Source organism: Terracoccus luteus (assembly GCF_003635045.1).
Classification (GTDB): domain Bacteria; phylum Actinomycetota; class Actinomycetes; order Actinomycetales; family Dermatophilaceae; genus Terracoccus; species Terracoccus luteus.
Genome location: NZ_RBXT01000001.1, coordinates 3,802,683 through 3,820,050 on the forward strand (window position 1 = coordinate 3,802,683; position 17,368 = coordinate 3,820,050).

Below are 17,368 nucleotides of genomic sequence, written 5' to 3' on the forward strand. Positions count from 1 at the left end.
GGGCACGGATGCCGGGTGGCCGGCATCCGCGCCCACGTCGGCCCGGCGAGGCGGCGGGGTCAGCCGCCGATGGACGTGCCGACGAGCGCGCCGACGGCGTAGGTCACGCCCATCGCGAGCAGGCCGCCCGCGACGTTGCGCACGGCGGCCGGCACGACGGGGCTGCGACCGAGGCGGGCGCTCACCCAGCCGGTGAGCGCGAGGGCGATGGTCACGGCGACGACGGTGACGACGGTGCGCACCGACTCGGGTGCCAGGCCGATGGTGAGCAACGGCAGGAGGGCACCGACCGTGAACGCGAGCATCGAGGCACCCGCGGCCTGCCAGGGGCTGGTCAGCGCGTCCTCGTCGAGACCGAGCTCGGCGTCGAGGTGGGCGGCGAGCGGGTCGACGGCGGTCAGCTCCTCGGCGACCCGGCGGGCCGTCTCGGGGGTGAGTCCCTTCGCCTCGTACAGCTCGGTGAGCTCGGCGAGCTCGCCCTCGGGGTCCTCGGCGAGCTCTCGCCGCTCGAGGGCGATGAGGGCCTTCTCGGAGTCACGCTGCGTGCTCACGGAGACGTACTCGCCCGCCGCCATCGACATGGCGCCCGCGGCGAGCGCGGCCACGCCCGCGACGAGGATGGCGCCGTGGTCGCTCGTGGCGCCGGCGACACCGACGACGACACCGGCCGTCGAGACGATGCCGTCGTTGGCCCCCAGCACACCGGCGCGAAGCCAGTTGAGGCGGCGGGCGAGGCTGCCGTCGTGCGGCTCGGTGGACGTCACCGCGGCCGTGGCGTCGGACATCGTCTTCTCCTCGGTCGTGGCGTGGGCCGCTGCCCGTGGGCCCGGGCGCAGCCGTCACGACGATGGTGGCACCGAGGCCACGACCTGTCATCGCAGGTGAGGCTCACCTTCCCCTGGGCAGAGAGGGCCTCAGGCCTGGTCGCGGTACCGCTGGGCCTGGGCGACCTTCTCGCGCACGGCGTCGGCGGATGCCGGGGAGGCCCCCTTCGTGGGGTCGCCCGCGTCGGCGGCGTAGGGGGTTACGTAGACGGCGGTGTCGCGCTGGGTGCGCCATCCCTCCGCCAGCGGGCCGAGGTCGACCACGTCGTAGCCCAGGCGGTCGAGCGCGTCCGTCACGGTCGCCTTGGCGTCGGCGTCGTCGCCCGCGATGGGCAGGGACGTGCGCTCGGGGTCGCCGGACGGGCGACCGAGTACGGCGAGGTGCTGGAAGAAGATGTTGTTGAAGGCCTTGACGACCTTCGAGGTCGGCAGGTGCTGCTGCAGCAGCTCGGACGTCGTGCTCGTCTCGTCGTCGAGCTCTGCGATCTGCCCGTCGCGCTCCGGGTAGTAGTTCATCGTGTCGATCACGACCTTGCCGGCGAGCTCGTCGACGGGCACCTCGTCCCTGTTCTTGAGCGGGATGGTGACGACGACGACGTCACCGGCCGTGGCGGCCTCGCTCGTCGTCGCGGCCCGGGCGTTCGGGCCAAGCTGCGCGACGAGGTCGCCGAGCGTCTCCGGCCCTCGACTGTTGCTGATCACGACGTGGTCGCCGGCGTCCACCGCCAGACGGGCCAGGGTGCTGCCGATGTTTCCGCTTCCGATGAGTCCCCAGGTGGTCATGAGGAGGCCAACGTCGTTGCGGCGGCGGTCATTCCGTGCCGCAGGGACGGGCGACCGCAGGGTGGCCGCAGGGTGGCCGCCGGGTCAGGCGGGCAGGGTCACCGTGAACCGGGCGCCGCCCTCGTCGGCGTGGCCCGCCTCGACGGTGCCACCGAGCAGACCCACGAGACGGCCGACGATGGCGAGGCCGAGACCGGTGCCGACCGGCCGCAGCCCGCGGTAGCGCTCGTGCAGCACCGACGGCTCGAAGGCGACGCCGAGGTCGTCGTCGGTGAGGCCAGGGCCGCCGTCGCGCACCTCGACGACGGCGTGCCCGGGCGCGCCGGGCCGGACCTCGAGCACGACGGGCGCCTCGGTCGGCGTCACCCGCAGCGCGTTCTCGAGCAGGCCGTCGACCACCTGGCGCAGCCGGGCCGGGTCGGTTGTCGCCCACACGCCGGCCCCGGGCACGGCGAGCCGGAAGGGCACCCCGACCTCGGCGCACCGGCGCGACCAGACCGCCTCGACGTCGCGGGCGACCGCCACGAGGTCGACGAGCCGGGGCTCGACCCGCGGCTGCTGGGCGTCGAGCCGCGCGAGGTCGAGCAGGTCGGCGACGAGGCGGTCGAGGCGACGGGCCTCACCGGCCATGACGCCACCCACCCGGGCCGTCTCGTCGGCGGGGACCACGCCCTCGGCGAGCGACTCGGCGTAGCCCCGGATGCCGGTCAGCGGGGTGCGCAGGTCGTGGCTCACCGAGAGCAGGAAGTCACGCTGGCGACCCTCCGACCGGGTGAGCGAGCCGGTGAGGCGGTTGAGGGCGCTCGCCACCTCGGCCACCTCACGCGGGCCGGTGACGGGGACGGCGACGTCGCGCCGTCCGGCGGCCAGGGCGTGGGCGGCGTCGGCCGTGCCGCGCAACGGGCGGGACAGCCGGCGGGCGAGCAGGGCGCCGACGGCCACGGCCACGGCCGCGGCCACGAGCAGGGCGAGGAGCACCCGGCGCACGAGCTGGTCCGACTCGGCGGTCGCGTCGGAGCGGCGCTGCACGAGGATGATGCCGCCGGCGTCGGTCGGGCGACCCTCGATGAGCACCGCCTGGCCGTCGACGTCCTGCCGGTCGGACACCGCCGTGCCGCCCAGCAGCAGCTGCCGGCGCTCGGGGGTCAGGGCCTGACGGGCGAGGCGGCTCGTCGAGATGATGCCCCCGCCGCGCCCGACGCTGGCCGACTCGACGTTGAGGGCCCCGAGCAGTCGCACGGCCCGGGTCTGGGCGGCGACGGTCGACTGGTTGTCCGCCCGCGCGGCGGCCCCGTCGGCGATGCGGGCCAGCGTGCTGCGCGCGGCCTCGTCGGCGGACGACCGCGTCAGCCCGACGGCGAGCACCCCGGCGAGGGTCGCGGTCAGCACGGCGATGGCGACGGCCAGGCCGATGACCTGCGTCGAGAGGCTGGTGCGGCGCCACCCTGTCCGGTTCACGGCCGCTCGCCGTCCCGCCGCTCGGCGGCGTAGCCGACCGAGCGCACGGTGCGGATGGGGCTCGCCCCGCCGAGCTTGGCCCGCACCTGCGCGACGTGGACGTCGACGGTGCGGGCGCCGGCCGTGGCGGCGTAGCCCCACACGTCGCTGAGCAGCTGCTCCCGGGTGAAGACGACGCCGGGGCGGCGCATGAGGTGGCTGAGCAGGTCGAACTCGGTGGCCGTCAGCGCGACCGGCTCGCCGTCGACGGTCACGGTGTGGCTCGTCGGGTCGACCGTGAGGGTTCCGCTGCGCAGGACGTCGTCGTGGTCGGTCGTGCCGCGCGACCGTCGCAGCACGCCGCCGATGCGGGCCACGAGCTCACGGGGCGAGAAGGGCTTGGTGACGTAGTCGTCGGCGCCGAGCTCGAGGCCGAGGATGCGGTCGACCTCGTCGTCGCGGGCGGTGACGAACAGCACCGGGGTCCAGTCGTTCTCGGCGCGCAGCCGTCGGCACACCTCAATGCCGTCGATGGTCGGCAGCCCGATGTCGAGCACGACCGCCGACGGTCGCAGCCGGCGGACCCGGTCGAGGGCGACGGCCCCGTCACCGACGACCTCGACGCCGTAGCCCGCGGCGCGGAGGTTGAGCCGGAGCACGTCGGCGATCGCCGGCTCGTCCTCCACCACGAGCACGAGGCCACGGCTGACGGCATCCGCGGGGCGCTGGTCGGCGGGCACGCTCGCACTCTAGACGCGGCGGCTCACGGCTCGGCCGCGCCGATGTCAGGGTCGTGTTCGGGTGCGGCGGCGGCCCACCCACCACGCCAGCGCGGCGACGGCGACGAGCCCGACGACGGCCACGCCCCACCACGAGCCCGCCTCGGCGGCGACCCAGGCCTGCACCACCGCGATGCCGACCGTGGCGTAGAGCGCGGCCCAGGCGCAAGACCCCACGACGGCGGCCGGGAGGTAGTGGCGCAGCGGCATGCGGAGGGCGCCTGAGGCGAGGTGCACCGCCGTCTGCACGCCGACCGTCAGGTAGCTGAGGGTGACGGCGACGGGCCCGAGCCGGCGCACGAGGGCGGTCCCGCGGTCGAGGTGTCGGTCGGTGGTGTCGGGGTCGGTGGTGTCGGGGTCGGTGGTGTCAGGCTCGGCGGCGTCATTACGGGTGGGTGGGCTGGGAGGGGGCGTGCCAGCATCCGGCCGGGGGGTCCGCGTCGGCGAGGCGGCGCGGGCGGTACGCCGACGGCGCCAGCCCGCGACGGCGCCGCGGCCCACCCAGTACGTCGCGTTCGACCGGGCGAACACGATGACGAAGAGCGCGGCGAACGCCTGCCAGAACGGCAGCTCGGCCAGCCTGTCGAGCATGCCCACACCCTAGGTGGACCCGACAGCGGACGACCGGCGTGGCTCAGGCAGGGGTGAGCTCGACCTCGGCGGCGGTCTTGACCTCGCCCGTGCGGCCCGGCGCCTCCGCCCACGACCAGTAGAGGTTGGTGTGGGCGATGACCTGCTCGGCGCTGGCCCCGGCGCCCCACTCGCGGAGGTCCTCGGTGGTGTGGGCGTCGGAGACGAGCGTGACGTCGTAGCCGCGGACGAGGGCGCCGTGCAAGGTCGAGCGGATGCACATGTCGGTCTGGGCGCCCACGACGACGATGCGCCCGACACCACGCTCGGCGAGCCGCTGCTCGAGGTCGGTGCCCTCGAAGGAGTCGCCGTAGCGCTTGTGCACGACCGGCTCGCCGTCACGCTGCTGCAGCTCGGTCACGTACTGCCAGCCGTCGGACCCCTGCGCGAGGTCGTCGTCGGAGTGCTGCACCCACACCACGGGGACGTCGCTCGCCCGGGCGCGGTCGACGAGCGAGGCGATGCGCTCGACCACGCCGTCGCGGTCGTGCGACTGGGCCACGACGTCGCGCTGGACGTCGATGACGACGAGAGCGGTGCCGGGTCGGTTGGTCAGGGTGGTCATGGGTCCTCCTCGTCGAGGTGCGGCCGGGGCTGCCGGCGCCTCCGAACCTACGACCGCCCGCCGACACTGTCACCACCCCGCCGTGGCGGGAAAAGGAGCGCGCCCGGGCCGGATGCGTGTCCGGAACCGGGCCGTGGCGGGAAAAGGTGCGCGCCCGGGCCGGAGGCGTGTCCGGAATCGGGCCGTGGCGGGAAAAAGTGTGCGCCCGGGCCGGAGGCGTGTCCGGAACCGGGCCGTGGCGGGAAAAGTGTGCGCCCGGCCGGGAGTGGGATGCTGGGGCCGCCATGCCCGACCTCGTCATCACCTCCGCCGCCAACCCGCGCCTCAAGAGTCTGCTCGCCCTGCGCCGTCGCCGCGCCCGCGAGGAGAGCGGCCAGACCCTCGTCGAGGGCCACGAGGAGATCGGCCTCGCCCTCTCGGCCGGGGTGCGACCGGCGACCGTCTACGTCTGCACCGAGCTCTTCAGCCCGGCCGGCCGGGCCGGCTCGCAGCAGATCGGTCACCAGGACGACCTGCTCGCCGAGCTGCGCACCGCCGGCACCGAGGTCGTCCGGCTGAGCCGGACCGCGTTCGAGAGGGTGAGCTACCGCGAGGGTCCCGACGGGCTGCTCGCGGTCGTCGACCGGGTGGGCGGCACGCTCGCCGACCTCCCGGCTCCCGGCGCCGAGCACCTCACGCTGCTGAGCCAGGGCGTCGAGAAGCCCGGCAACCTCGGCGCCATGCTGCGCACCGCCGACGCCGCGGGCGTGGATGCCGTCGTGGCCGCCGACCCCGTCACCGACTGGGGCAACCCCAACGTCGTGCGCGCGAGCAAGGGCACACTGTTCGCGCTCCCGGTCGCCACGGCATCCACCGACGAGGCCGTGCAGTGGCTGCGCGACCACGACGTCGCGCTCGTCGTCACCACCCCCGAGACCGACCTGTTGCACACCGACGTCGACCTCACCGGTCGTGTCGCCATCGCCGTCGGCAGCGAGAAGCACGGTGCCGACGACGTCCTGCTCGGGGCGGCCACCCACCGCGTGCGCATCCCGATGAACGGGCGGGCCAACAGCCTCAACGTCGCCGCGTCGGCGGCCATCGTGCTCTACGAGGCGGTGCGCCAGCGGGGTATGAGCGGCCACCGCAGCGGGTAGCGGCCCACTAGTCGAGCGGGGCGGACCCGGTCAAGAGCCCGTCCGCGCGTGTGCCACGATTGAGGGCATGCGCGTTGACCATGTCTCGTATGCAGCAGAACCGGATGGGCTCAGGGCGACGGCCGAACGGCTGTCGGCGCTCATCGGTGTGGCCCCGGTCGACGGCGGGGTCCACCCCCGCTTCGGCACCCGCAACGTGATCCTGCCCCTGGCCAAGGACCACTACCTCGAGGTCGTCGAGGTCCTCGACCACCCGGCATCCGACAAGGCCCCCTTCGGCCAGGCCGTCCGCGCGGCCTCGTCGCACGGTGGCGGCTGGCTCGGCTGGGTCGTCGCGGTCGACGACATCCACCACGTCGAGCAGCGCCTCGGCCGCGAGTCGGTGCCCGGCAACCGGCACCGCCCCGACGGCACCGAGCTGCGCTGGCGCCAGCTCGGCATCAAGGGTCTGCTCGCCGACCCGCAGGTGCCGTACTTCATCCAGTGGGACGACATGACGCTGCACCCGTCCGCGGGCAGCGACAGCACCGTCATCATCGACAACCTCCAGATCGCCGGTGACCCCGGGCGCGTGCGCGAGTGGCTCGGCCCGGAGGACACCTTCGACAAGGAGGGCATCTCCTTCACGTTCGTCGCCCCGAAGGGCACCCCGGGCCTGCTCGCGGTCACCTTCGACACCCCCGACGGCAAGGTCACCATCTGACCCACCGACCGACCGGTCACGCGCAGACGAAGGGCCACGGACGTACGCGTCCGTGGCCCTTCGTCGTCCGCCGGGGTGGGCAGCGAGGATGCCGGTCAGCTCCCGAAGCGCTTGAGGCGCAGTGAGTTGGCCACCACGAGCACCGACGACAGGGCCATCGTGGCGCCGGCGATCATGGGGTTGAGCAGCCCGAACGCCGCGAGCGGGATGGCGGCGGTGTTGTAGCCGAAGGCCCAGGCGAGGTTCTGCTTGACGACCTTGAGGGTCTCGCGGGAGAGCTCGATGGCGTCGCCGACGGCGTCGAGGTCGGCCCGCACGAGCACGATGTCGGCGCTGTCGATGGCGACGTCGGTGCCGCTGCCCATGGCGAGGCCGAGGTCGGCCTGGGCGAGGGCGGCGGCGTCGTTGACGCCGTCGCCGACCATGGCCACGACCTTGCCCTGCTGCTGCAGCTCGGCCACCACCCGGTGCTTGTCGGCCGGCAGCACGTCGGAGACGACGCGGCTCTCGGGGATGCCGACCTGCTCGGCGACGCTGCGGGCCGTCGCCGCCCCGTCGCCGGTGAGCAGGTGTGCGGTGAGGCCGAGGCGGCCGAGCCGCTCGATCGCGGCCCGCGACGACTCGCGGACGGTGTCCTCGACCGTGAGCGCGGCCTGGGCCACGCCGTCCCAGCCGACGAAGACGGTGGTGCCGCCGTGGCTGCGGGCGTGCTCGAGCAGGCTCTCGTCGACGGACTCGAAGAGCGCCGCCTTGCCGACGATGACCTCGGTGCCGTTGACCCGGGCCGTCGCCCCCTCGCCGGGGTTGGTGGCGAAGTCGCGGATGGCCGGGAGGGTGATGCGGGCCTGCCGCGCACCGTCGACGACCGCCCGGGCGATCGGGTGCTCGCTGCCCTGCTCGACGGCGGCCGCCGCCGTCAGGGCCGCCTTCTTCGACAGGCGGCCGCGTACCCGGATGCTGCGCAGGCGCAGGTCTCCGGTCGTGACGGTGCCGGTCTTGTCGAGCACGACGGTGTCGACGCGGCGGGTGTCCTCGAGCACCTGCGGACCCTTGATGAGGGTGCCGAGCTGCGCGCCGCGGCCGGTCCCGACGAGCAGCGCGGTCGGGGTCGCGAGACCGAGGGCGCAGGGGCAGGCGATGATGAGCACGGTCACCGCGACGGACAGGGCGCGGGAGAAGTCGTGGCCCGTGACGAGCCACGCGACGAGGGTGACGAGCGTGATGCCGAGCACGACCGGCACGAACACGGCCGACACGCGGTCGGCGAGGCGCTGGATCGCGGCCTTGCCCGTCTGGGCGTCCTCGACGAGGCGCTGGATGCCGGCGAGCATCGTGTCACTGCCGACCGCGGTCGCCTCGACGACGAGCCGCCCGGTCGTGTTGACCGAGCCCCCGGTCACGGTGTCGCCCGGCGCCACGTCGACGGGCGTCGACTCGCCCGTGACGAGGCTGGCGTCGATTGCGCTGGCGCCGTCGCGCACGACGCCGTCGCTCGCGACCTTCTCACCGGGCCGCACGACGAACTGGTCGCCGACGACGAGCTGCTCGACGGGGATGCGCTGCTCACCGGTGACCCGCGTCGCGGGGTCGATGCGCAGCACGGCGACGTCCTTGGCCCCGAGGTCGAGCAGGGCCCGCAGGGCGTCCTTGCCGGAGTCCTTGGCCCGGGCCTCGAGGAAGCGCCCGACGAGCAGGAACGTCGTGACGACGGCGGCCACCTCGAAGTAGAGGTGCTCACCACCGGTCAGCAGCTGCCCGATCGAGTAGAGGTAGGCCGCGCCCACCCCGAGGCTGACGAGGGTGTCCATCGTCGAGGCGCCGTGGCGGGCGTTGATCGCCGCGGCCCGGTGGAACGGCCACGCGCACCACAGCACGACCGGGGTGGCGAGCAGCAGCTGCAGCCAGCCACTCCCGGTGAAGGCGGGGATGACCATCGCAAGGAGGAAGACGACGACGGTCAGCGGCACCGCGACCGTCAGGCGCGGGCGGATCTCGTCGGCCGCCGGCCCGTGGCTCATGTGGTCGGCCGGGTCCATGCCGTCGTGGCTGCCGGGGGCGACGCCGTCATGGGAGCCGCCGTGGGCGTCGTCATGGGTGCTGTGGTGGTCCGCCGGGTGTGTCCCGGCCGCGGCCGGCCGCTGGCCGGGCAGGGCCGAACGGAGGGTTCCGAGAAGGGCGGCGGCGTCGGGTCGCCGACCCCCCGGCATCCGGTCGATGACGGAGGCGCGGTAGCCGGCCTTCTCGACGGTGGCGACGATCTGCTCGACCGTGACGGGGGCGGTGAAGCTGACGCGGGCCTTCTCGGTCGCGAGGTTGACGGTCGCCTCGCGCACGCCGTCGACCTTGCCGAGCTGGCGCTCGATGCGGGCCGAGCACGACGCGCACGTCATGCCGCTGACGGCGAGCTGGACGTCCTGCACGTCGGCGCCCTGCGGCGAGCCGGCGGCGGTGGGGGTGCTCTGGCGCGGTGTCATCGGACCTCGTACCCGGCCTCCGCGACCGCGGCGCGGACGGCATCCGCGTCGAGGGGGGCCTCGCTCGTGATGGAGACGGGGGAGTCCTCGCCGGGGTGCAGGTCGACGGCGACGGCGGTGACCCCCGGCAGGGCCGACAGCTCGCCGCTGACGGCCGCCGAGCAGTGGCCGCACGTCATGCCGGCGACGGTGATCTCGGTCGTGGTGGGGGTGGTGCTCACGCTGTCTCCTCGGGTTGCGGTCGTGCGTTCTGCGTTCGGTCTGGCTGGGTGGGGGCGCGGTTCAGCTGCGCACGAGGCGGGCGATGGCGTCGGCGGCCTCGCGCACCTTGACCTGCGCCTGCTCGTCGCCCTCGCGGGCGGCGTCGACGACGCAGTGGGCGACGTGGTCCTCGAGCAGGCCGAGGCTGACGGCCTGCAGGGCCTTCGTCACGGCGCTGACCTGGGTGAGGATGTCGATGCAGTAGGTGTCGTCGTCGACCATCCGCTGGAGCCCGCGCACCTGTCCCTCGATGCGCCGCAGTCGCTTCAGGTAGTCGTCCTTGCTGCCGCTGTACCCTGCCATGTCGTTCCTCCTCACCGGTGACAACAGCATACCCCCCTTGGGTATTTCCGCCGCAGTCACCGGACAGCCGCCGGACGTGCGGCGCCTGCGTGATGCCAACTGCGGTGTCGGGCGGCCTCGGTGATGCCAACCGCGCGACATGGCCGTGGTTGGCACCACACAGCCTCGCGGGGCCGTGCGTTCGACACCCCTGGGCCGACAGGGGTGTCAGACGCTCATGACGACGCGCGTTCGGCACCCGTGGGCGTTCGGAGGTGCCGAACGCACGGGGTGGGGCGGCCGGCTGCCTCAGCCGCGGGCGAGGAAGTCGGCGGCGAGCCGCTTCGGCGCCTTGGTCAGCCAGGCGTCGGTGACCGCCTCGCGCAGCTCGGCCACCCCGACCCGGACGAGGTCGCGCTCGAGCAGCAGCACCGCGGCGTACCCGTCCCAGTGCGGCGTCGTGAACCACGGGCTGTCCGGGTCCCCGACCATCGCCTCCTTGTCCTGCGCCGTGCACGAGAAGACGAGGACGTCCTCGTACCGCTCGCCCGTCCCGGGGTCCACGGCATCCTTGCGCGGCTCCCGGGCGAACACGAAGGCCTTGCCGCGCACAAGGTAGCTCGGCCGGCCTCCCGTCGCGGGGTCGCGCGTCACCTCGGGCAGCGCCAGGGCCGCCTCGTCGATGGCGCGCAGCCCGGCCGCCCGTGATCGAGCCATGGGCGCAACGGTAGCGACGCCCGGACCGTGTCGGGAAGTGGCCTCTCGACGGTGAAGGCGGCGGATGCCGGGGGGCCCGGCGGGCGCGTCAGGCGAGGTGGTCGTCGACGAGGCGGGAGGCCAGCGCGGTGTACGTCTGCGGGGTGAGGGCGACGAAGCGGGCCTCGACGTCGGCGGGCAGGCCGAGGCCGCGGACGAACTCCCGCAGGTCGCCCCCGTCGATGCGGCGGCCGCGGGTCAGCTCCTTGAGCCGCTCGTAGGGCTCATCCATGCCGGGGACCCCCTGGGCGCCGAGGGCCCGCATCGCCGACTGGATCGGCTCGCCGAGTACCTCCCAGTTGCGCTCGAGGTCGGCGGCCATCGCCTCCGGCACGGCGTCGAGCCCCGACAGGCCGCGGGCGACGTTGTCGAGGGCGAGCAGGCTGTGCCCGAAGGCCGTCCCGATGTTGCGCTGCATCGAGGAGTCGGTGAGGTCGCGCTGCAGCCGGCTCTGCACGAGGGTGCTGCCCAGCACGTCGAGCAGCGCGTTGCTGACCTCGAGGTTGGCCTCGGCGTTCTCGAAGCGGATCGGGTTGACCTTGTGCGGCATCGTGCTCGAGCCGACGGTCCCCTGGCCGCGCACCTGGGCGAAGTAGCCCATCGAGATGTACGTCCAGACGTCCGTGCAGAGGTTGTGCAGGATGCGGTTGAAGCGCGCGACGTCGGCGTAGAGCTCGGCCTGCCAGTCATGGCTCTCGATCTGGGTGGTCAGCGGGTTCCACTCCAGGCCGAGGCCTTCGACGAACTCACGCGAGACAGCGGGCCAGTCGACGTCGGGCAGGGCGAGGGCATGGGCGCCGAACGTGCCCGTGGCGCCGTTGAACTTGCCGAGGTACTCCTGGCCGTCGATGCGCCGTAGCTGACGACCCAGGCGGTGGGCGAGCACGGCCAGCTCCTTGCCCATCGTCGTCGGCGTCGCCGGCTGGCCGTGGGTGTGCGCGAGCAGCGGCACGTCCTTGAGCTCCCGGGCCATCGACGAGACCTGCTCGACGAGAGCGCGCGCCTTCGGCAGCCAGACCTGTTCGACGGCGCCCTTGACCATGAGGGCGTACGAGAGGTTGTTGACGTCCTCGCTCGTGCAGCCGAAGTGGATGAGCTCGGCCAGCCCGCGGTCGGTGTCGGCCGGGGCGATCCGGGTCAGGCGCTCCTTGAGGAAGTACTCGACGGCCTTGACGTCGTGCACGGTGACGCGCTCGATCTCGCCGAGCTCGGCCACCTCCGCCGGCCCGAAGTCGGTGACGACCGCACGGAGTGCCTCCACCTCGTCGTCGGTCAGCGACCGCACGCCAGGCACCACGCCGTGCGTCGTCTGGAACACGAGCCACTCGACCTCGACGTGCACCCGCCGGCGGTTGAGCGCCGCCTCGGACAGGTGGTCGACGAGCGGAGCGACGGCGCCGCGGTAGCGGCCGTCGAGCGCCCCGAGTGCGATGGGCGGGTCGGCGTCGGCGAGGGAGACCATGCGGTCATCCTCCCAGAGCGTCGGCCCCCGGCTCGACCGTCGCCACGTGCAGCAGTGAGAACGTCTCGCCCTCCGGTCCGGCGACGAGGGCCACCCGCCCGCGTACCGCGTCCGCGGGCGCGACGACGACCGTGCCGCCGAGCTGCTCGACGCGGGCCGCGGCCTCGTCGCAGTCGGCCACCCCGAGGTAGGTCATCCAGTGCGACGGCACGTCCGTCGGCGTCGCAGAGGGGATGCCGCCCACCCCGGCCACGTGCGTGGGTTCGCCTGCCGTGTGGGCGGGCTCACCGGCATCCGCCGTGACGGTCGAGCCGGGGGCACCGGTGTCGTCACCGGTGTCGTCGCCCTTGTCGTCGTCACCCTCGTCGGCCTCGGCGAGGGTCGCCAGGCTGTACTGGTACGTGCGGTCGCCGACCTCCTCGAGCTGCCAGCCGAAGACGTCGCGGTAGAAGGCGAGGGAGGCGGGGTAGTCGCGGGTCAGCGTCTCGCTCCAACAGACGGAGCCGGGCTCGCCGACGAGGCTCGCGCCCCGGTGGGAGATGCCCTTCCACAGCCCGTACACGGCGCCGGCCGAGTCGGCACCGAGCGCCACCTCGGCCAGCTCGAGCACCGCACGGGGGTCGACGTAGAAGGTGCCACCTGCGGCGCGGGCCGCGCGGGCCGTCTTCTCGGCGTCGGTCGTGGCGAGGTAGGTCGTCCACGTCGACACGGTGCGCCCGCGTGACGGGTCCTTCTGCGACAGGCCCGCCACGGCGTGACCACCGAGGGTGGCCGTGACGTACGGCCCGGCGTCACCCGGTACCGGCTCGAAGACCCAGCCGAAGAGCCCGCCGTAGAAGCGCTGGGCCCGCTCGAGGTCGTCGACGAGCACGTCGGCCCAGCACGGGGTCCCCGGGGCGGAGGCGTCGGTGTCGACCGGCACGGTGGTCTCCTCGTCGTCTCGTCACGCTGGGGCCGCCACCACGACGGGGACGGTTGGGTTGGTCTTGGCGTCGGCGCGGATCGTTCGTCGCCGCAACGCTACTCAGTCGTCGGTGACGAGGAGGGAGAAGGTCTCGCCCTCGGGCCCGCGCACCACGGCGGCGACCCCGAACGGGCCGTCGTAGGGGCCCTGCACGAGGCTACCCCCGTGCTCGAGCACCGCGGCGACGCTCGGCACGACGCTGGTCGTCGCGAAAGCGACGAGCCAGTGCGCGCGGATGTCGGCGGGGAACTGCGGACCGATCTCCGACAGCCCGTACGCCGGGTTGCCGTCGCTCGTGCGGGCCAAGGCCCACCGGGGGCCGGTGGGCTCGCCCTCCTCCTCGAAGCGGTGGTCGAAGGCGGCGCCGGCGAAGGCCTGCACCGGCTCGTACTCGCGGGTGAGCAGCTCGTTCCACGCCAGGGCACCGGGCTCGTCGAGCACGCCGCAGCCGCGCAGGGTGCCGGCTTGCCACAGCCCGACGTGAGCCCCACCGGGGTCGCGGACGATGGCGGTGGTGGCCAGCGGGCCGAGACGGGCGGGCCGCCCGAGGACCCGCCCACCGGCATCCGCGACGGTGCGCGAGCTGGCCTCGAGGTCTCGCACCGCGAGATAGGTGGTCCACTGGCTGGGCACCGGGGCGTCGGCGGGGCGGCGGCTCAGGCCGGCGACGGGGTGGTCTCCGAGCATGGCGAGCGTGTACCCGCCGGTCCGGTCGTCACCCTCGCGCCACTGCCAGCCGAGCACGGCGGAGTAGAACTCCCGCGCCCGGGACACGTCGGTGGCGAGCAGGTCGAGCCAGCAGGGGGCGCCGGGTGGGTAGTCGGGGGCGCCGAGGTCGAGGTCGTCGGCCATGGGTCAGGTCCGTCCCGAGGGTGAGGGGCGCCCGCTGTCCGCCCCGCGGGACGGCTCGTCGGCCAGCTGCTGCTCGAGGTGCTCGAGCACGCCGCGGCAGGCCCGCTCGACCTCGGCGAAGCAGCGCGCGAACTCCGGCTCTCCGCCGTACCAGGGGTCGCTCGTCTCGAGCGTTCCCTCGGCCACGGCCGTGGGGTCGAACTCGCGGGTGAGGTGGATCTTCGCGCGGTTGTGCGGCGTCCCGGCGGCCCGCTGGAGGAAGCGGACGTGGCCCTCGTCGGAGGCGAGCACGAGGTCGAGGTCGTCGAACTCGGTGACGTCGAACTCGCGGGCCCGGTGACCGGTGCCGTCGTAGCCGTGCTCGGCCAGCACCTCGATGGTGCGGGGGTCGGCCTGCTCGCCGACGTGCCAGTCGCCGGTGCCGCTCGAGGTGATCGCGACCCGGTCGGCGAGGCCGGCGTCGTCGACCAGCCGCTCGAGGATGACGTGCCCCATGGGTGACCGACAGATGTTGCCGCTGCACACGAACGTCACGCGGATGGGGCGGGCGGGCATGGCCCCCATTGAAACACCGACGCCACCGCGCGTCTCGACCTGGTCTCGTGACGGCTCGCCGTGTTGGCCCGGCGTCGCCCGCCGCGGTCCGGATGCCGGTCGGCGGGCAGGGCGGTCGGCCGTGCGGTCGGCCGTGCGGTCGGCCGTGCGGTCGGCAGAGTCGTCGGCTCTGTCGGTGGCCGGTGCCATGGTCTGCGCATGAGCACGACAGCCCTCGAGAGCCTCTGCGAACGACTCTGCGCCGCGGTCGCCGCCGGTGACCTCGACGCCGTCGTCGACCTCTACGCCGCCGACGCCGTCGTCAGCCTGGCGCACGGGCGGGAGGCGGCGGGCTCGGCCGCCATCCGCGCGGCGTGGGCCGCCGCCCTTGCCTCCGGGCTCGACCTCACCGGCGGCGGGGTCTCGTCCACCCGCGTCGTCGTCTGCGGCGCGCTGGCCATGACCTCGGCCACCGGCTCCGACGGCGTCGTCCGCACGCAGGTGGCCCGGCTCGTCGACGGGCGCTGGACGTGGTGGCGCGACGGCAGCCACCTCGCCCACGTCGAGCTGCCGCCCGCCGGCGAGGTGGGAGCAGAGGTGGGCGCAGAGGTCGCCCTCGAGGTGGCGTAGGTTCGAGCGAGTGACACCTCCGCCCGACCCGGGGACCGACCCGCTCGTCGACCCCTTCGGTGACCCGCTCGGTGACCCGCTCGGTGACCCGCAGACGCTGCCCGGTCCGGGTGGCACGCCCACCCCTCGTCGGTCGCACTTCGTCGACGTCACGCCCCTGCGGGTCAGCCCCGCCTTCGCGCGGCTCTGGTTCGGCAACTCGCTCGCGGGTGTCGGCACCTTCGTGACGACGACGGCGGTCGGCCTCAACATCTACGACCTGACCGGCTCCACCTTCGCCGTCTCGCTCGTCGCCACCTTTTCGCTGCTGCCGATGATCGTCGCCGGTCTCTATGGCGGCGCCATCGCCGACCGGTTCGACCGTCGGTCGGTCGCCCTCTCGAGCTCGCTCGTCGCGTGGCTGGCCACCGTGTCGCTCGCCCTCATCGCCTGGGGCGACGTACGGGTGCTGTGGCCGTTCTACGTCATCACGACCGTGCAGGCCGTCGCCGCCACCATCGCCTCGGCCACCCGCCAGGCCATCACGCCCCGGCTGCTCCCCAAGGAGCTGCTGCCCAAGGCGGCGGCCCTCATGGGCATCTCGTCGGGCTTCATGGTGACGGTCGGCCCCGGCATCGCCGGCGTGCTCGTCGCCCACGTCGGGTACGCGTGGACCTACTCGGTCGACGTCCTGCTCTTCTTCGCCGGTCTTTTCGGCCTGTGGACCCTGCCGCGCATCCGGCCCACCGGCGACCACCTGCCGGCGGGCGGCTTCCGCTCGGTCGTCGACGGGCTCTCGCACCTGCGTCGGGCGCCGAACGTGCGCATGAGCTTCGTCGTCGACATCATCGCCATGACCTTCGGTCAGCCCATGGTGCTCTTCCCGGCCGTCGGTGCCGTCGTCATCGGCGGCGGCTCGGTGACCGCCGGCGTGCTGCTCGCCTCCTTCGCCGTCGGCAGCATCGTCTCGAGCCTCGGCTCCGGCCGGGTCACCGACCTGCGGTGGCAGGGGCGGGCCATCCGCAACGCCATCGCCGTCTACGGCCTCGCCGTGCTCGCCCTCGGTCTCGTGCTCGCCGTCGTCATGCTCGGCGGGCACTCCGTCGACTCGAGCGACTTCGCCGACGTCAACCGCCCGGCCCTCGCCCTCGCCGCCGTCGCGCTCGCGGTCGCGGGCGGGTCCGACAACATCAGCGCCATCTTCCGCCAGTCGATCCTGCAGGCGGCCGTGCCCGACCACCTGCGCGGCCGCACGCAGGGCGTCTTCACCGTCGTCGTGACGGGCGGCCCGCGCCTCGGCCAGATGTTCGCCGGCTCGCTCGCGACCCTGACGGCCACGTGGGTGCCGCCGGTCGTCGGTGGCGTCCTCGTCGTGGTGCTCGTCGTCTGGTCGGTGTCGCGGGTCGCGAGCTTCCGCGACTACGACTCCCTGCACCCACAGCCCTGAGCCACCGGCCGTCACTGGTCGGTCTCGTCGGTCTCGTCGTGACGCATCGGCCCGCCTGACAGGATGCCGGGGTGGTGACGAGGTCGTGACGGCAGCCTGGGCGGGGGTCGGCGCGGCGTACGCGCGCTCGTTCGCATCGCTCTGCGAGGGCACGGTGCCGCTGCTGCTGGACCGCACGCCGGACGGCGACCACCTCGACGTCGGGTGCGGGGCGGGCGCCCTGGCCCGGGCGGCCGCGGGGCGGGGTCGCCGGGTGCTCGCCGTCGACTCCGACCCCGAGATGGTCGCCCTCGCGCGCGAAGCCACCGTGGGTCTCGGTGTGCGGGTCTCGCAGGCGGCCCTGCCCACCCTCGCGATCGCCTCCGGGTCGGCCGACGCCGTTACGGCCAACTTCGTCGTCAACCACGTGCCCGACCCGTGGGCCGCCGTCGCCGAGCTGGCCCGCGTCGTGCGCCCCGGCGGCCGGCTCGCGGTGACGTCGTGGACGAGCGCCCCCACGGCGCAGGCGGTCCTGTTCCGACGGGCCTTCGAGGCGTCGGGGGCGCGCCCCGTGCCCGGTCAGCGGCTCCCCGAGCACCTCGACTACGACCGGTCGGCCGACGGGCTCGTCGACCTGCTCGCGGGCGGCGGCCTGCGGGTCGTCGACGGGGGCGAGCACCGCTGGGACTGGCACGTCGACGAGCAGGCCCTGCTCACCGGCATCCGGGGCGGGGTGGGTGCCGTCGGGCAGACCTACCTGGCCCAGAACGAGGAGGTCCGCCGCCGGTTCGAAGGCGAGCTGCACGTGCTCGCGGCCGGCCTCGACGCCGACCCGCAGGGGCGGGTCGTGCTGCCGAGCGTGGCGGCGTACGCGGTCGCCGCGGCCTGACG

19 protein-coding genes are annotated in these 17,368 nt (G+C 74.0%); 5 read left to right on the forward strand and 14 right to left on the reverse strand.

What is annotated here, in order from left to right; all coding sequences use genetic code 11:
* Positions 1-59: 59 nt before the first annotated feature.
* From DFJ68_RS17110 to DFJ68_RS17135, 6 genes are all read right to left on the reverse strand, one after another.
* Positions 60-785: a VIT1/CCC1 transporter family protein gene (locus tag DFJ68_RS17110; protein WP_121034771.1), complete on the reverse strand. Its 726-nt coding sequence runs from the start codon at positions 783-785 to the stop codon at positions 60-62.
* 129 nt (positions 786-914) lie between these two features.
* On the reverse strand, positions 915-1,607 hold the full coding sequence (locus tag DFJ68_RS17115) for an NADPH-dependent F420 reductase (RefSeq protein WP_121034772.1): 693 nt from the start codon (positions 1,605-1,607) through the stop codon (positions 915-917).
* A gap of 84 nt (positions 1,608-1,691) precedes the next feature.
* On the reverse strand, positions 1,692-3,065 hold the full coding sequence (locus tag DFJ68_RS17120; RefSeq protein ID WP_121034773.1) for a sensor histidine kinase: 1,374 nt from the start codon (positions 3,063-3,065) through the stop codon (positions 1,692-1,694).
* Positions 3,062-3,784 (reverse strand): response regulator transcription factor, encoded by a 723-nt coding sequence (locus DFJ68_RS17125; protein ID WP_121034774.1) that lies wholly within the window; start codon positions 3,782-3,784, stop codon positions 3,062-3,064. Before DFJ68_RS17125 ends, DFJ68_RS17120 begins: the two co-directional genes overlap by 4 nt.
* Positions 3,785-3,829: 45 nt before the next feature.
* A complete protein-coding gene (locus DFJ68_RS17130; RefSeq protein WP_245963718.1) occupies positions 3,830-4,414 on the reverse strand; it encodes a DedA family protein in 585 nt (194 codons plus the stop codon).
* Between the two features lie 43 nt (positions 4,415-4,457).
* A complete protein-coding gene (locus DFJ68_RS17135) occupies positions 4,458-5,018 on the reverse strand; it encodes a cysteine hydrolase family protein (protein WP_121034775.1) in 561 nt (186 codons plus the stop codon).
* A gap of 284 nt (positions 5,019-5,302) precedes the next feature.
* Here DFJ68_RS17135 and DFJ68_RS17140 point away from each other — a divergent pair, with 284 nt between their 5' ends.
* On the forward strand, positions 5,303-6,154 hold the full coding sequence (locus DFJ68_RS17140) for an RNA methyltransferase (RefSeq protein ID WP_121034776.1): 852 nt from the start codon (positions 5,303-5,305) through the stop codon (positions 6,152-6,154).
* Between the two features lie 67 nt (positions 6,155-6,221).
* Positions 6,222-6,857, forward strand: coding sequence for a VOC family protein (locus tag DFJ68_RS17145; RefSeq protein ID WP_121034777.1), 636 nt, complete (start codon positions 6,222-6,224; stop codon positions 6,855-6,857).
* A gap of 95 nt (positions 6,858-6,952) precedes the next feature.
* Here the strand turns inward: DFJ68_RS17145 and DFJ68_RS17150 are convergent, their stop codons facing one another.
* The 8 genes from DFJ68_RS17150 to DFJ68_RS17185 form a co-directional block, all read right to left on the reverse strand.
* Complete coding sequence (locus tag DFJ68_RS17150) at positions 6,953-9,331, reverse strand: heavy metal translocating P-type ATPase (RefSeq protein ID WP_121034778.1); 2,379 nt, start codon at positions 9,329-9,331, stop codon at positions 6,953-6,955.
* Positions 9,328-9,510, reverse strand: coding sequence for a cation transporter (locus tag DFJ68_RS17155; RefSeq protein WP_121035485.1), 183 nt, complete (start codon positions 9,508-9,510; stop codon positions 9,328-9,330). Before DFJ68_RS17155 ends, DFJ68_RS17150 begins: the two co-directional genes overlap by 4 nt.
* A gap of 103 nt (positions 9,511-9,613) precedes the next feature.
* Positions 9,614-9,895: a metal-sensitive transcriptional regulator gene (locus DFJ68_RS17160; protein WP_121034779.1), complete on the reverse strand. Its 282-nt coding sequence runs from the start codon at positions 9,893-9,895 to the stop codon at positions 9,614-9,616.
* A 288-nt stretch (positions 9,896-10,183) separates the two neighbouring features.
* Positions 10,184-10,591, reverse strand: coding sequence for an MmcQ/YjbR family DNA-binding protein (locus tag DFJ68_RS17165; RefSeq protein WP_121034780.1), 408 nt, complete (start codon positions 10,589-10,591; stop codon positions 10,184-10,186).
* Between the two features lie 88 nt (positions 10,592-10,679).
* On the reverse strand, positions 10,680-12,092 hold the full coding sequence (gene purB, locus DFJ68_RS17170; RefSeq protein WP_121034781.1) for an adenylosuccinate lyase: 1,413 nt from the start codon (positions 12,090-12,092) through the stop codon (positions 10,680-10,682).
* Between the two features lie 4 nt (positions 12,093-12,096).
* The gene (locus DFJ68_RS17175; RefSeq protein WP_121034782.1) at positions 12,097-13,014 is read right to left on the reverse strand and encodes a VOC family protein; all 918 of its coding nucleotides are present in this window, start codon (positions 13,012-13,014) and stop codon (positions 12,097-12,099) included.
* A gap of 102 nt (positions 13,015-13,116) precedes the next feature.
* Entirely contained in the window at positions 13,117-13,908 is a 792-nt protein-coding gene (locus DFJ68_RS17180; protein WP_121034783.1) for a VOC family protein, read from the reverse strand.
* Between the two features lie 3 nt (positions 13,909-13,911).
* Positions 13,912-14,463, reverse strand: a complete 552-nt coding sequence (locus DFJ68_RS17185) for a low molecular weight protein-tyrosine-phosphatase (RefSeq protein ID WP_121035486.1) — start codon at positions 14,461-14,463, stop codon at positions 13,912-13,914.
* Between the two features lie 198 nt (positions 14,464-14,661).
* Here DFJ68_RS17185 and DFJ68_RS17190 point away from each other — a divergent pair, with 198 nt between their 5' ends.
* The 3 genes from DFJ68_RS17190 (at position 14,662) to DFJ68_RS17200 (ending at position 17,366) form a co-directional block, all read left to right on the forward strand.
* Entirely contained in the window at positions 14,662-15,072 is a 411-nt protein-coding gene (locus DFJ68_RS17190; protein WP_121034784.1) for a nuclear transport factor 2 family protein, read from the forward strand.
* Positions 15,073-15,169: 97 nt separating this feature from the next.
* A complete protein-coding gene (locus DFJ68_RS17195; RefSeq protein WP_121035487.1) occupies positions 15,170-16,498 on the forward strand; it encodes an MFS transporter in 1,329 nt (442 codons plus the stop codon).
* An 85-nt stretch (positions 16,499-16,583) separates the two neighbouring features.
* Positions 16,584-17,366, forward strand: a complete 783-nt coding sequence (locus DFJ68_RS17200) for a class I SAM-dependent methyltransferase (RefSeq protein ID WP_170165817.1) — start codon at positions 16,584-16,586, stop codon at positions 17,364-17,366.
* The last annotated feature ends 2 nt before the right edge of the window (positions 17,367-17,368 follow it).

Coding starts and splice junctions, on each gene's coding strand:
- DFJ68_RS17110 (WP_121034771.1), bottom strand. CDS start 785: ATGTCCGACGCCACGGCCGCGGTGACGTCCACCGAGCCGCACGACGGC.
- DFJ68_RS17115 (WP_121034772.1), bottom strand. CDS start 1,607: ATGACCACCTGGGGACTCATCGGAAGCGGAAACATCGGCAGCACCCTG.
- DFJ68_RS17130 (WP_245963718.1), bottom strand. CDS start 4,414: ATGCTCGACAGGCTGGCCGAGCTGCCGTTCTGGCAGGCGTTCGCCGCG.
- DFJ68_RS17135 (WP_121034775.1), bottom strand. CDS start 5,018: ATGACCACCCTGACCAACCGACCCGGCACCGCTCTCGTCGTCATCGAC.
- DFJ68_RS17140 (WP_121034776.1), top strand. CDS start 5,303: ATGCCCGACCTCGTCATCACCTCCGCCGCCAACCCGCGCCTCAAGAGT.
- DFJ68_RS17145 (WP_121034777.1), top strand. CDS start 6,222: ATGCGCGTTGACCATGTCTCGTATGCAGCAGAACCGGATGGGCTCAGG.
- DFJ68_RS17150 (WP_121034778.1), bottom strand. CDS start 9,331: ATGACACCGCGCCAGAGCACCCCCACCGCCGCCGGCTCGCCGCAGGGC.
- DFJ68_RS17155 (WP_121035485.1), bottom strand. CDS start 9,510: ATGACGTGCGGCCACTGCTCGGCGGCCGTCAGCGGCGAGCTGTCGGCC.
- DFJ68_RS17160 (WP_121034779.1), bottom strand. CDS start 9,895: ATGGCAGGGTACAGCGGCAGCAAGGACGACTACCTGAAGCGACTGCGG.
- DFJ68_RS17165 (WP_121034780.1), bottom strand. CDS start 10,591: ATGGCTCGATCACGGGCGGCCGGGCTGCGCGCCATCGACGAGGCGGCC.
- purB (WP_121034781.1), bottom strand. CDS start 12,092: ATGGTCTCCCTCGCCGACGCCGACCCGCCCATCGCACTCGGGGCGCTC.
- DFJ68_RS17180 (WP_121034783.1), bottom strand. CDS start 13,908: ATGGCCGACGACCTCGACCTCGGCGCCCCCGACTACCCACCCGGCGCC.
- DFJ68_RS17185 (WP_121035486.1), bottom strand. CDS start 14,463: ATGCCCGCCCGCCCCATCCGCGTGACGTTCGTGTGCAGCGGCAACATC.
- DFJ68_RS17190 (WP_121034784.1), top strand. CDS start 14,662: ATGAGCACGACAGCCCTCGAGAGCCTCTGCGAACGACTCTGCGCCGCG.